The sequence below is a fragment of the Stenotrophomonas sp. genome (assembly GCF_035634915.1).
Lineage (GTDB): Bacteria > Pseudomonadota > Gammaproteobacteria > Xanthomonadales > Xanthomonadaceae > Stenotrophomonas.
In genome coordinates this window covers 306737-319379 of record NZ_DASQCB010000005.1, presented here as the reverse complement: position 1 = coordinate 319379, position 12643 = coordinate 306737, and the positions used below count along the sequence as shown (strand labels likewise).

The following is a 12643-nucleotide window of genomic DNA, read 5'->3' as shown; positions in this document are numbered from 1 at the left end:
GCTGTACCCGCACCCGCACCACGGAGGAACCCGATGCTGTCGCGCACCGCTCTGAAGTCCCTGCTTGCCGCCACCCTGCTGCTGGCCGTACCCGTCCTTGCGCAAGCGCAAGCGCAAGCGCAGGCACCCGCCACGTCGTGGAAGCGCGGCATCGAGAACCAGCGCCAGGCCGACCTCGGCGACGGCACCTTCCTCAACCCGGTGTTTGCCGGTGACCGGCCCGATCCGTCGGTGCTGAAGGACGGCCAGGATTATTACCTCACCCTGTCTTCGTTCGACGCCTACCCCGGCCTGCCGATCTGGCATTCGCGCGACCTGGTGAACTGGCAGCCGCTGGGCCATGCGATCACGAAGAACGTGGGCGCGATCTGGGCGCCGGACATCGTCAAGCACGAGGGTCGCTACTACATCTATTTCCCCGCCCGCACCGGCGAGCGCCGCAGCAACTTCGTGGTCTGGGCCGACAGCATCAAGGGGCCGTGGAGCGAGCCGATCGACATCGGCCTGGGCGGCTACATCGACCCCGGCCATGCCGTGGGCGAGGACGGCAAGCGCTACCTGTTCCTCAGCGGCGGCGACTACGTGCAGCTGGCCGACGACGGCCTGAGCGTGGTCGGCACGCCGAAGCACGTCTACGACGGCTGGAAGTACCCGCAGAGCTGGGACGTGGAGGCCTATGCGCAGGAAGGCCCGAAGATCCACTTCCGCGATGGCTGGTACTACATGACCACCGCCGTGGGCGGCACTGCCGGCCCGCCCACCGGGCACATGGTGATCACCGCGCGCTCGCGCTCGATCCACGGGCCGTGGGAGAACGCGCCCAACAACCCGATCATGCGCACCCAGTCGGCCGCCGAACCCTGGTGGTCGCGTGGCCATGCCACGGTGATCGAAGGCACCGACGGGCGCTGGTGGATGATGTACCACGGCTACGAGAACGGGTACTGGACGCTGGGCCGGCAGGCCCTGCTGGAGCCGATCGAGTGGACCGCCGATGGCTGGTTCGTGGCCAAGGGCGGCGACCTCGGCCAGCCGCTGCGCAAGCCGTCCGGTGAATCGGTGGGCGCGCATGGCATGGCCTTGTCCGACGACTTCCGCGGCACGGCGCTCGGCCCGCAGTGGTCGTTCTTCAACCCGGCGCAGGATGAGTACCGGCGGCTGGGCTTCAGCGGCCAGGGGCTGGTGCTGCAGGGCAAGGGCCAGACCCCGCGCGACAGTTCGCCGCTGACCGCCATCGCCGGCGACAAGGCCTACCAGTTCGAGGTGGAGATGGACATCGCCCCGGGCGCGGTGGGCGGCGCCCTGCTGTTCTACAGCGACCGCCTGTACGTGGGCGTGGGCAGCAACGGCGAGACGTTCATCATGCACCGCTACGGCGAGGAGCGCCCCACCCGCTTGGCGGCCAGCGCAAAGGGCGGCAAGCTGTGGCTGCGGGTGACCAACAACCGCCACATCGTGACCATCCACTCCAGCACCGATGGCCAGCGTTGGCAGAAGTACCCGGTTCAGATGGAAGTGTCCGGTTACCATCACAATGTGGCTGGCAAGTTCCTGGCACTGAAACCGGCGCTGTATGCGGCCGGCGACGGTGCGGTAACCTTCCGCAGCTTCCGCTATCGCGCGCTGGACTGAGCGCGCGCTGGAATCCCCAGACTTACCGGGTTCACTACATGTCAGTGCGCAACAAGAACGATGCCGCCACGCCGGCATTGGCGAAGGGCAAGGCCGCCACGATCAACGACATCGCGCGACTGTCGGGAGTATCGAAGAAAACGGTTTCACGGATCATCAACAACTCGCCCCTGGTGCGCAAGGACACGCGCGACAAGGTCGAGGCGCTGATGCGCGAGGTCGGCTACACGCCTGATCCGCTGGCCCGTGGCCTGGCCTTCCGCCGCTCCTTCCTGATCGGCATGGTCTACGACAACCCGACCGCCCAGTACATCGTGGACATGCAGTACGGCGCGCTGGATGCGCTGCGCGGTTCCAGCTTCGAACTGGTCGTGCACCCCTGCGACAGCCGCAGCCCGGGCTACATCGACGGCGTGCGCCGCTTCGTGCAGCAGCAGAAGCTGCACGGGGTGATCCTGGTGCCGCGTGCCTCGGAAGACCAGGCGCTGGCCGACATGCTGGACGAGATCGGCTGCCGCTTCACCCGGGTGGCCGCGCTGCCGCTGGATGAAACCTCGCAGATGGTGGTCACCCACGACCGCGACGGTGCGGCCGAAGCGGCCGATTACCTGCTCTCGCTCGGCCACCGCGAGATCGCCCTGGTGACCGGCCCCAGCGCCTACCGTTCCGCGCATGAGCGCACCGCTGGCTTCATCGACGCGCTGGCGCAGCGCGGCATCGAGCTGCCGAAGGACCGCATCATCGAGGCGGGCTACACCTTTGAATCGGGCGTGGCCGCCGCCGAGAAGCTGCTGCTGGGCAAGCGCCGGCCGACCGCCATCTTCACCGGCAACGATGAAATGGCCGCCGGCATCTACAAGGTGGCGCTGCGTGCGGGCATCAACATCCCGCGCCAGCTGTCCATCGTCGGCTACGACGACAGCCCACTGGCCTCGCGCCTGTGGCCGTCGCTGACCTCGGTGCGCCGCCATACCCGCGACACCGGCCGCACCGCCGCGGCGATGCTGATCCAGCCCGACAGCCAGGCTGCGCTGCAGATCGCCAGCGTGCGCCCGCACCTGATCGTCCGCGACTCCTGCCAGCCGCCAGAGGACTGATGCCTGCGGCATCAGCCCCGTAGGTCGCAAGCTCGCTTGCGACGCATCCGGTAGGTCGCCAGCTTGCTTGTGACACATCCTGCACGTCACGACCGTTGGTCGTGACACTTCACCCCGCCCCTTCCACTTTGCCCCGCCCGGCCAGCCCCGCTATCGTGCGGCGCAAAATGACACCGGTTACCAACGTCGCTAGAATCGACCACGAACCGCGCCGGGGCCGAACCCTTCGGCCCGCCCCCTGCTCTGGAGAAGCCATGTACTGCAAGACCCACTACGCAACCCATCCCGACGCCATCAAGGGCGCCAGCAACGACCAGCTGCGCGAGCTGTACCTGCTCGACGGCCTGTTCAATGCCGGCCAGGTGACCCTGAAGTACACCCACTACGAGCGCTTCGTGCTCGGCGGCGCGGCCCCGGTCGATGCCCCGCTGTCCCTGCCGGCGCAGACCGAACCGGCCTCGGCGGCCGGTCATCCGTTCCTGGAGCGCCGCGAGCTGGGCGTGATCAACGTCGGCAGCGGTACCGGCACGGTCACCGTCGACGGCACTGTCTACACGCTGGGGCCGAAGGACGGCCTGTATGTGGCGATGGGTAGCAAGGATGTCGTGTTCGCCTCGCAGGACGCGGCCAACCCGGCGCAGTTCTACCTCGCTTCCACCCCGGCCCATGCGCGCTTTGAAACCAAGCAGCTGTCGATCAAGGATGCGGTGGCGCTGGACCGCGGCGCGCTGGAAACCAGCAACGAACGCACCATCTACCAGTACATCGTGCCGGCCACCTGCCAGTCCTCGCAGCTGCTGCTGGGCCTGACCGTGCTCAAGCCGGGCAGCGTCTGGAACACCATGCCGCCGCACCTGCACGACCGCCGCAGCGAGGTCTATTTCTACTTCGACCTCGGCGCCAACGACCGCGTCTACCACTTCATGGGCGAACCGGACGCGCAGCGCCACATCGTCATGCAGAACAACGAAGCGGTGGTGTCGCCGCCGTGGTCGATCCACATGGGTGCCGGCACCAGCAACTACGCCTTCATCTGGGCGATGGGTGGCGAGAACCTGGATTACACCGACATGCACGTGCTGGACATCTGCCAGCTCAAGTAAGCCCTGCCCGGCCGCCGCGCACCGCGTGCCGGCGGCCGTCGCCGCATCCCCCGCTCGCCTCTACCAAGGAACGCATACGCAATGGCTAATCCCTTCAGCCTGGAAGGCAAGGTCGCTCTGGTAACCGGTGGTAATACCGGCCTGGGCCAGGGCATCGCCGTGGCACTGGCCGCCGCTGGCGCCGATGTCGCCGTGGCCGGCATCGCCCCGCCCACCGAGACCATCGAAAAGATCACCGCGCTGGGCCGCCGCTGCCTGGCCATCGAAGCCAACCTGATCAGCATCGAGCCGGTGGCGCGCGTGGTGCGCGAAACCATCGAAGGCCTGGGCGGGCTGGACATCCTGGTCAACAACGCCGGGCTGATCCGCCGCGCCGATGCCGTGGATTTCAGCGAGCAGGACTGGGATGACGTGATGAACGTCAACATCAAGTCTGCGTTCTTCATCTCGCAGGCGGCCGGCCGCCACTTCATCGAACAGGGCCACGGCAAGATCATCAACATCGCCTCGATGCTGTCCTTCCAGGGCGGCATCCGCGTGCCGTCCTACACCGCAAGCAAGAGCGGCATCGCCGGCATCACCCGCCTGCTGGCCAACGAGTGGGCCGGCAAGGGCGTGAACATCAACGCCATCGCGCCGGGCTACATGGCCACCGACAACACCGCCCAGCTGCGTGCTGACGAAGCGCGCAACCAGTCGATCCTGGATCGCATCCCGGCCGGTCGCTGGGGGACGCCGGATGATCTGGCCGGTGCCGCCGTATTCCTCGCTTCGTCGGCGTCGGACTACGTCAACGGCGCGGTGCTGCCGGTCGATGGTGGCTGGTTGGCGCGCTGAGGCGCACCGGTCTGTAGAGCCGAGCCCATGCTCGGCTGTCGCGCTCTGATCGAAAAACAGCCGAGCATGGCTCGGCTCTACAGGAGTGCCGCGATGCGAAGGCTGTTGCTGTTGTTGCTGCTGTCGTGCACCACTGCGCAGGCGGCGCCGGTGCGGCTGTTCATCGCCGGCGATTCCACGGCGGCCGAATACGGGTCGGAGCGTGCGCCGCAGGCGGGCTGGGGCCAGGCGCTGCAGAGCTACCTGGACCCGGCGCGCTTCCAGGTACACAACCACGCCAAGGGCGGGCGCAGCACGCGCAGCTTCATCGATGAAGGACGCCTGGATGCGATTGCCGGCGAGCTGCGCCGCGGCGATGTGCTGCTGATCCAGTTCGGTCACAACGATGCGAAGTTCGAAGACCGTACGCGTTACACCGATCCTGACAGCGACTATCCGCGCCTGTTGATGCGTTATGTACAGGTGGCGCGCGACAGGGGCGCCACCCCGGTGCTGATCACGCCGGTGGCGCGGCTGCTGTACGACTTCGGTTCACTGCTGGATACGCACGCGCGCTACACGCTGGCGATGCAGCAGCTGGCAGCGCGCGAGCACGTCGCGCTGATCGACCTCAACGACCGCAGCACGCGCTGGATCCGCGCACTGGGTGAGCAGGGCGCGCGGCCGTACTTTCTCTTCGTGCCCGAGCAGAACAAGGCCGACGGCACCCATTTCAGCGTGGCCGGTGCCAATGCGGTCGCCTGCCTGGTGCTGCGCGAAGCGGTGCCGCTGCTGCCCGCGCTGCAACCGGCGCTGGTGCGTGACATCGACTGCGATGTGATGGGCGCAGGGCAGGGCACCGATCCGCAGCGGCCCTCGCAGGTGCTGCATGAAGATGCGGTTGCACGCCTGCAGCCCGGACCCCATGGTGGCGCCGGGCCAACCACCGCGTACCCGTTCTTCGCTGACGCGACAGACCTGCCGTTCGTGCTGCGCAGGCGCGTGCTGCACAAGGGCGCAGGCATCGGCCTGCACCCGCAGCACAAGGATGAGATCTATTACATCGTGAGCGGGCAGGGCAGCTACGTGCTGGATGGCAGGCAGCATGACGTGCGCGCAGGCCATGCGCTGCTGACCCGCGCGGGCAGCACGCACGCGCTGCAGCAGGTGGGGGAGGAAGATCTGGTGGTGTTGCTGGCGTACCCGCGCTGAACCGTAGAGTCGAGCTTGCTCGACTGCTCTTCTACGTCAGTCGAGCTTGCTCGACTCTACCGGCTCCGGGCCGAAATGCTTCAGCCCCAGCCGCGCCAGGTCTTCCGGCCGCACGAAATAGGCTTCGTCGAGCGCATGCAGCGCGTCCTGTTCCTGTTCGGTCATGGCGCCGTACAGGTCGTGCAGCTGCGTGATCGCCGGGTCGTCTTCCAGCCGGTCCAGCAGCCCGCGCATGCCGGCCAGGATCGCGTGGGTCTGTACCGCGCCCATCGCCTGCAGCGCACGCAGCGCCAGCTGGCAGGTCGGGTCGCCCCAGTTGCACAGGAACTGCATGAAGCCGCCGTTGTTGATGTCCGCTTCCATGCGCCAGAGCGCCACCAGCTGCTGGTCTTCGTCGGACAGCGCATCCAGCGTCCACGCGGCCGCCTTCAGGCGCGCCAGCGCGGCCTCGTAGCGGTCATCCCACACCTGGTTGGGAATATCGACGACGCCTGTCTCGCGCAGCGGCAGCAGGGCAGGCCAGTTCACGCCCAGGCCATTGGCGGTGGCAACCCAGTGCGCACGCTGTTCCGGCGTGGCTTCGAACAGCGCCGGCGCCCAGCGCAGCGGCTGGCGGGTGCGGCGGCCATCGGCCAGGGTCAGCAGGATGAAGTCGTCGTCGAAGGCGACGTCGGTTACGCGCAGGGCGGCAAATTCTTCAGTCATGCCGTGGAGGATAGCGGCGCCGTCGGCGTACCCGGAAACTTCAGAACACTCTAATACTTTTGAAGTTTAGCTGCATAAACTTCAAAAGCGTGGGAGGCTTTTGAAGGATAGGGGTGATCCCAGCGGAGATTTCCGATGCGTCGCGCAGACATTGCAGGGCCCTTGCAGGCCTACCTCGTTCCCGTGGAAGGTCGGCCCAATCTGCTGGCCATGACGCCTCCTCCGACGCCCCGTCGGCTGCCGGAAGGGCATGCGGGCTCGCGGCAGCGCCTCATCGCTGCAAATGCATCGCTGGACCGTCTGGATCAGGCGATGCGGCAATGGCCAGCCCCTGACATGGTGACCCGGACGCTCGCGCGACGCGAAGCCGTCCAGAGCTCCCAGATCGAGGGGATCCAGACCAACCTGGACGAGCTGCTGGTGTTTGAGGCCACGCTCGGCCTGGACGGTCTGCCTGCCGATGTCGTGGTGACCGAGCGCTACGTGCAGGCACTGCAACGGGGACTTGATGCGGTGCGTTCAAGCGGTCGCGAGGCACTCGATCTCGCCCTGGTGAATCAGCTCCACGCGGTGTTGATGCAGGATGCCCCGGACGACTTTCCCAAGGGCCGGTACCGCCAGGAGCAGGCCATCATCGGCCCTCTGGGCGGACGACCGGAAGACGCCCGTTTCGTGCCTTCCCCGCCGGATCGCATTGAACCGGCAATGCGGGAACTCGAGCAGGCGATGTTGAAGTACGAGCCCGCCGAGGAAGAGCAGTTCGAACTCAACATCATCGCGCACCTCGCGATCACCCACGCACAGTTTGAAACCATCCATCCCTACAAGGACGGCAACGGGCGCACGGGAAGGCTGCTGCTGCCGTTGATCCTCGCCGCAGAACAGCACCCGCCGCTCTATCTGTCAGGCGCCTTGTTGCGCAATAAAACGGCCTACTACGATGCCCTCAACAACGTGCAGCTTCGCGGTGAGTGGGGGCCATGGATGGATATGCTGTGCCAGGCCGTGGTGGAGTCTGCGCACGATGCGATTTCCATCGCCGATGACATGTCGCGGCTCACCGCAGCGTGGGAGGTTGAACTCCAAGGCTATCGCCGCGACTCGGTGGCGCGCAGGCTTCCGCCGCTGCTGATTGGCCACCCGGTGGTGACCGCAGGTCAGGTGGCTGCATTGCTGGGGGTCTCTGATCGCTCAGCTCTGACAGGGATCTACGCGCTTGAGGCAGAAGGCATTCTCGTCGCCGGCAACGATCGCCGTTGGGGACGCACCTATCACGCGCACGCGGTGATGCAGCGGCTCAATCAACTGCCCACTCCGCTTCACGACCGACCGCGCTGACCCGCAGTCTTCGGGGTCAGAGCCTTTCGTGCGAAAGGGATCTGACCCCTGTGGCTGATCTGTGCAGCCGAGCATGGCTCGGCACTACTAGACGTCGCCGCCGTCGGCCCAGCCCTCACCGGTGCCCGCCTGGAACACGCGATCATCGGCCTGCACATCACCGGCCGGCAGGTGCGACTGGTCGGCCAGTGCGGCGTAGATCGGGGTGAAGTCCGGCGACGTCGCCTGCATCAGCTGCTCGAAGCTGTCGATGACGAAGTAGGTCTTCTGGAACGTGTCGATGCGGTACTTCGTACGCATGATCCGCTGCAGGTCGAAGCCGATGCGATTGGGTGCGGCCGATTCCAGCGAGTACAGCGATTCGCCCTTCGATGACACGATGCCGGCGCCGTAGATGCGCAGGCCGTCGGCGGTGTCGATCAGGCCGAACTCCACCGTGTACCAGTACAGGCGGGTGAGGTTCTGCAGCGCATCCGGACCGATCGCATGGGCTTTGACGCCGCCGCGGCCGTAGGCCTCCATGAAGTCGGCGAACACCGGGTTCATCAGCAGCGGCACGTGGCCGAACAGGTCGTGGAACAGGTCCGGTTCGGCGATGTAGTCGATCTGGTCCGGACGTCGGATCCACCAGGTCACCGGGAAGCGGCGGTTGGCCAGGTGGTCGAAGAAATCCAGTTCCGGCAGCAGGCCTTCCACGCCCACCAGGGTCCAACCGGTGGCCGCACCCAGCACTTCATTGAGCTGGTCGAAGCGCGGGATCATGTGTGCGTTCATGCCCATCTCGTCCTGCGCGTCCAGGAACTCCTGGCAGGCGCGGCCGACCAGCAGTTCGCGCTGGCGCTGGTACAGCGTGCTCCAGGTGGCGTGGTCGTCACCGGTATAGGTCTCCCACGGCTGCTCGACGAGCGCGGTGGTGTACACCGGCACGTAGCCCTTGTCGGTCTGCTGGTGTTCGACGCGGCGGGGCTGGGCGAGGTCCATGGGGCACTCCTTGAAGGGATACCGGTGATGCTAGGGCAGGGGGCGCGCAACAGGGTTGCAAAAGTTGCGCGTAATGGGGCGCTTGGCGCAATATCGTTGCGTACTCACCGTGTTGCGGGGCAGCAATGGCCGGAGAAGTCCAGTTCGATCGCACGGATATACGCCTGCTGGCCGAGATCCAGCGTGATGGTCGCGCCACCAACGCGGAGTTGGCGACGCGGGTGAACCTGTCGCCGTCGGCCTGCCTGCGCCGCCTGCAGCGGCTGGAAAGCGAAGGGGTGATCGTCGGCTATGGCGCGCGCCTGGAGCCGCGCCAGCTGCGCCTGGGCCTGCAGGCCTTCGTCCGCGTGCAGCTGGAAAAGCACGACCAGGCCGCCATCGGCCACTTCGTCGACAGCGTGCAGGGCTGGGACGAGGTAGTGGCCTGCCACGCGCTGACCGGTGACATGGATTACCTGCTGCACGTCTACGTGCGCGATCTGGAGCACTTCTCGCATTTCCTGCTGGACAGGCTGCTCAATGCGGGCGGCGTGGCCGACGCCAACTCCAGCTTCGTGCTGCGTACGGTAAAGGGCTTCCAGGCACTGCCGCTGTCGCAGCTGGAATGAACAGCCGCCGCGATTTGACGGCGCCGGGCAGGTAGCCGAGCATCACCGCCCTGCGCGCGGCGCAGCGTTCCTTTCCGGTTCCAGGCATGTCCGACATCCAGCACCCGGTGCTTGCCACCACCTTCCTGCCGCTGCAGCGCAAATCGCTGGCGCGCTACATCGCCCATGGCACGCCGCCGCAGACCGCGCTGGAACAGGCCGGGTTGATGGCCGCGCAGCTGTGCCGCACGCGCCTGCACGCCCCGGCGGAGATCGAGCGCCTGCTTCACGAGGCCTGCGCGCTGTTCGCCAGCCATGACGGCGCGGCCGCGCAGCTTGCCGGCGCCGGCGGTGGTGGCCAGCCGGAACTGGATGCCTGGCTGGCCGCGCTGGCCGCCCATGGCGTGCTGCTTGCACCGGCGGAGATCCTGCAGGACTTCATCGTGCAGTCGCCCGGCGGGTACCCCGGCCTGGCCCTGCAGCAGGCCTGCCAGGAAACCCTGGCCGAACACGAGATCCGCTTCCCGGCCGCGTTCGCCAGCGACGATGAAGACGATGACCAGGACGAGGCCGTGGCCAGCGATGCGCGCGCGGTCGAACACCACGGCCTGTACACGTCCGAGCAGGCCCGCGTGCTGCGCGCGATCGCCGCCAACCCGGATGAACTGATCGACCTCGATGGCTACGCCGGTACCGGCAAGGGCCATCTGGTGCTGGCGCTGATGGATGCGCGGCCGGGCCGCTACACCTACATCGCGCCGTCGCGCGGCCAGGTCGAAGCCTTCCGCGCCCGCGTACCGTCCAGCACCGCGGTGCGCCTGCTGACCCAGATCGAATTCGCCAACCGCGTGGCCCAGCACGCCGCGCGCAGTGGCCAGACCGGCGGCTTCGTCGCCAGCTACCGGCGCAGCACCCGCACCCCGCGCGAGATCGCCGGCCGCATCGACCTGCAGGGCATCGGCGGGCGCAGCCCGGAACAGGTGCTGCTGACAGCCTTCGAAGCCATCAACCGCTGGTGCGCATCGTCCGCACCGCGCATGGCGTTCCAGCATTTCGACCGTTCGGTGCCGGCGGCGATGCTCGATGTGGCGCCCTACCTGGCGGCGGCCGAGCACGTCTGGCGCAGCATGTTCGATGCCGAACTGCAGCGCGGCACGCTGTTGAGCCTGAGCCCGGCGCACATCGGCAAATGGCTGGCGCTGCGCGGCGTCACCCCGCCGCAGGACATGGGCATGCTGCTGGTGGACGAGGCGCACGACCTGAGCCCGTCGTGGAAGCAGCTGCTGGCCGGCCATGCCCCCGGCGTGGTCAGCCTGGGGGACCCGCACCAGTGCCTGACGGGGACGGTGCCGCGCTGGGCCGCATCGAAGGTGCTGGAAATGCACCAGTCGGTGCGCCAGGGCAACCAAGTCGATGGCCTGGTCAACCAGACGCTGGCACTGGACGGCCTGGGCCAGGACAGCGGTCCGTTCGTCGGTGCCGCTGACCGCGCCACCGGCGTGCTGCATTACCGCGCATGGGCGCAGGTGCCGAGCGAAGGCCTGCGCATCCACGGCAACGTCGCCGATCTCGCGCTGGATGCCGCACAGCTGCACGCGCACGGGTTGCGGCCCTACCTGCACCCGGCATCGCTGCGCGCGCTGCGCAGCGCGTTGCAGGGGCCACTGGATGCATGGCGCCGCCGCGACGGCGGATCGAACCAGGAATGGGAGCGCTCGCTGGCCGCACAGCCCGGCGAAGGGCAGGGCGCACTGCAGGCGCTGTTCGCCTCGGCCGACCGCGTGCAGTCACTGCTGCAGGCACTGGATGGCCAGGACACGCCCGCCGATGGGCGCGTGGTGCTGTGCCTGGCCGAACATGCGAAGAACCTGCAGTTCGACGTGGTCTCGCTGTCGCCGGGGTGCTTCAGTGCGGGGCAGGGCGCGCGCATCTGGCACGACCCGGTGCGCGCGGTGTACCTGGCGTTGACCCGCGCGCGCCGCCAGCTGCACGTGCCGGCCGATGGCATGGAACAGCTGCAGCACACCGCCGCGCTGCAGGAACAGGCACGCCAGGCCCGCCGGCGCGAGCGGCAGCAGGCCAGCGGCTACCGCCCTGTGCGCTAGGGCCGGCGTCAGCTCAGCACTTGTCCTTGCGCCCCATCAGCTTGCCCAGGCGCGAGGGCTCATCGCACTTCGGCACCACCGGTGCGGCCGGTGCCAGTGCAGCGGCGCGTGCCTTCTGCATCTGCTGGATCTTCGCGCGGATCTGCGGCATCGCCGCCATTGCGGCCTTCTCGCCTTCGAGGATGGCGGTGCCGCGCTGGCTGAAATCGGCGGCGCCGATGTCCAGCACCTTCGGCCGGATGACGATGTCGGCGCGTGCCAGTTCCTGTTCGCCCAGGCGCTGGCCCATGATCGAGATCGACTGGTTGACGATGCCCAGCATGCCGGTCGGCGCCTTGCCGCTGGCCTTGCTGGAAATGTCCACGGCGATGACGAACTCGGCGCCCAGCTGGCGCGCGGCATCGACCGGCACCGGGCTGACCACGCCGCCATCGATATAGTTGCGGCCACCGATCTTCACCGGCTCGAACACACCGGGGATGCTGCTGGACGCGCGCACGGCCTGGCCGACGTTGCCGCGCACGAAGATCGCGCGCTCGCCGGTCTCCAGCTGGGTGGCGACCGCGGCGAACGGCTTCTTCAGCTTTTCGGCCGGGCGGTTGGCCACCTGTTCGTTGACGTAGTCCTGCAGCTTCTGGCCCTGCACCAGGCCGCCGGAGAACAGGCGCACGTCGCGGATGCTGGCTTCATCCAGCGCCACAGCCTTGCTCTGCATCTGGAACGCGTCCATGCCGCTGGCATACAGCGCGCCGACCACGCTGCCGGCGCTGGTGCCCGACACCACCACCGGTTCGAAGCCATTGGCTTCCAGCATCTTGATCACGCCGATGTGGGCAAAGCCCTTGGCCGCGCCGCCGCCCAGGGCGATGCCGATCTTCACCGGCTTGGCCTGCGGTACCAGGGTGGGCTGCGGCGGCGGCGTGGGGCGGACCTCTTCGCCACCGCAACCGGCCAGCAGGCCGAGCAGGGCGACAGACAGCAGCACGCGGGGGCGGAACAGGCTCATCGGCAATGCGCTCGGGGCGCCGGATTCAGGAAAGGGCGCCAGCATACCGAAGGATGCAAAA

The 12643-nt window shown here is 67.6% G+C and carries 11 protein-coding genes; 8 read left to right on the top strand and 3 right to left on the bottom strand.

Going from position 1 to position 12643, the window contains the following annotated elements; genetic code table 11:
* Nucleotides 1-33 precede the first annotated feature (33 nt).
* The 5 genes from VER16_RS05595 to VER16_RS05575 all read left to right on the top strand — a co-directional run bounded on the left by VER16_RS05595 (nt 34) and on the right by VER16_RS05575 (nt 5860).
* The gene (locus VER16_RS05595; protein WP_324806107.1) at nt 34-1632 is read left to right on the top strand and encodes a family 43 glycosylhydrolase; all 1599 of its coding nucleotides are present in this window, start codon (nt 34-36) and stop codon (nt 1630-1632) included.
* 38 nt (nt 1633-1670) lie between these two features.
* The gene (locus VER16_RS05590; protein WP_108767196.1) at nt 1671-2729 is read left to right on the top strand and encodes a LacI family DNA-binding transcriptional regulator; all 1059 of its coding nucleotides are present in this window, start codon (nt 1671-1673) and stop codon (nt 2727-2729) included.
* A gap of 254 nt (nt 2730-2983) precedes the next feature.
* Entirely contained in the window at nt 2984-3832 is an 849-nt protein-coding gene (gene kduI / locus VER16_RS05585; protein ID WP_324806105.1) for a 5-dehydro-4-deoxy-D-glucuronate isomerase, read from the top strand.
* Nucleotides 3833-3913: 81 nt separating this feature from the next.
* On the top strand, nt 3914-4669 hold the full coding sequence (kduD, locus tag VER16_RS05580) for a 2-dehydro-3-deoxy-D-gluconate 5-dehydrogenase KduD (RefSeq protein ID WP_324806103.1): 756 nt from the start codon (nt 3914-3916) through the stop codon (nt 4667-4669).
* Nucleotides 4670-4762: 93 nt separating this feature from the next.
* On the top strand, nt 4763-5860 hold the full coding sequence (locus tag VER16_RS05575; RefSeq protein ID WP_324806101.1) for a GDSL-type esterase/lipase family protein: 1098 nt from the start codon (nt 4763-4765) through the stop codon (nt 5858-5860).
* A gap of 36 nt (nt 5861-5896) precedes the next feature.
* Here VER16_RS05575 and VER16_RS05570 read toward each other — a convergent pair whose 3' ends face one another.
* Nucleotides 5897-6565: a DMP19 family protein gene (locus tag VER16_RS05570; protein WP_324806099.1), complete on the bottom strand. Its 669-nt coding sequence runs from the start codon at nt 6563-6565 to the stop codon at nt 5897-5899.
* 135 nt (nt 6566-6700) lie between these two features.
* On the opposite strand from VER16_RS05570, the gene VER16_RS05565 reads away from it, so the two are divergent.
* Entirely contained in the window at nt 6701-7903 is a 1203-nt protein-coding gene (locus VER16_RS05565) for a Fic family protein (protein ID WP_324806097.1), read from the top strand.
* 87 nt (nt 7904-7990) lie between these two features.
* Here VER16_RS05565 and phhA read toward each other — a convergent pair whose 3' ends face one another.
* Nucleotides 7991-8884, bottom strand: a complete 894-nt coding sequence (gene phhA / locus VER16_RS05560; RefSeq protein WP_324806096.1) for a phenylalanine 4-monooxygenase — start codon at nt 8882-8884, stop codon at nt 7991-7993.
* Nucleotides 8885-9009: 125 nt separating this feature from the next.
* Here phhA and VER16_RS05555 point away from each other — a divergent pair, with 125 nt between their 5' ends.
* Both VER16_RS05555 and VER16_RS05550 read left to right on the top strand, forming a co-directional pair.
* Nucleotides 9010-9492 (top strand): Lrp/AsnC family transcriptional regulator, encoded by a 483-nt coding sequence (locus VER16_RS05555; protein ID WP_004153377.1) that lies wholly within the window; start codon nt 9010-9012, stop codon nt 9490-9492.
* A gap of 86 nt (nt 9493-9578) precedes the next feature.
* Nucleotides 9579-11576, top strand: a complete 1998-nt coding sequence (locus VER16_RS05550; RefSeq protein WP_324806093.1) for a hypothetical protein — start codon at nt 9579-9581, stop codon at nt 11574-11576.
* A gap of 13 nt (nt 11577-11589) precedes the next feature.
* On the opposite strand, the gene VER16_RS05545 is transcribed toward VER16_RS05550, so the two are convergent.
* On the bottom strand, nt 11590-12582 hold the full coding sequence (locus VER16_RS05545) for a patatin-like phospholipase family protein (RefSeq protein WP_324806091.1): 993 nt from the start codon (nt 12580-12582) through the stop codon (nt 11590-11592).
* Nucleotides 12583-12643 lie beyond the last annotated feature (61 nt).

Coding starts and splice junctions, on each gene's coding strand:
- VER16_RS05595 (WP_324806107.1), top strand. CDS start 34: ATGCTGTCGCGCACCGCTCTGAAGTCCCTGCTTGCCGCCACCCTGCTG.
- VER16_RS05590 (WP_108767196.1), top strand. CDS start 1,671: ATGTCAGTGCGCAACAAGAACGATGCCGCCACGCCGGCATTGGCGAAG.
- kduI (WP_324806105.1), top strand. CDS start 2,984: ATGTACTGCAAGACCCACTACGCAACCCATCCCGACGCCATCAAGGGC.
- kduD (WP_324806103.1), top strand. CDS start 3,914: ATGGCTAATCCCTTCAGCCTGGAAGGCAAGGTCGCTCTGGTAACCGGT.
- VER16_RS05575 (WP_324806101.1), top strand. CDS start 4,763: ATGCGAAGGCTGTTGCTGTTGTTGCTGCTGTCGTGCACCACTGCGCAG.
- VER16_RS05570 (WP_324806099.1), bottom strand. CDS start 6,565: ATGACTGAAGAATTTGCCGCCCTGCGCGTAACCGACGTCGCCTTCGAC.
- VER16_RS05565 (WP_324806097.1), top strand. CDS start 6,701: ATGCGTCGCGCAGACATTGCAGGGCCCTTGCAGGCCTACCTCGTTCCC.
- phhA (WP_324806096.1), bottom strand. CDS start 8,884: ATGGACCTCGCCCAGCCCCGCCGCGTCGAACACCAGCAGACCGACAAG.
- VER16_RS05555 (WP_004153377.1), top strand. CDS start 9,010: ATGGCCGGAGAAGTCCAGTTCGATCGCACGGATATACGCCTGCTGGCC.
- VER16_RS05550 (WP_324806093.1), top strand. CDS start 9,579: ATGTCCGACATCCAGCACCCGGTGCTTGCCACCACCTTCCTGCCGCTG.
- VER16_RS05545 (WP_324806091.1), bottom strand. CDS start 12,582: ATGAGCCTGTTCCGCCCCCGCGTGCTGCTGTCTGTCGCCCTGCTCGGC.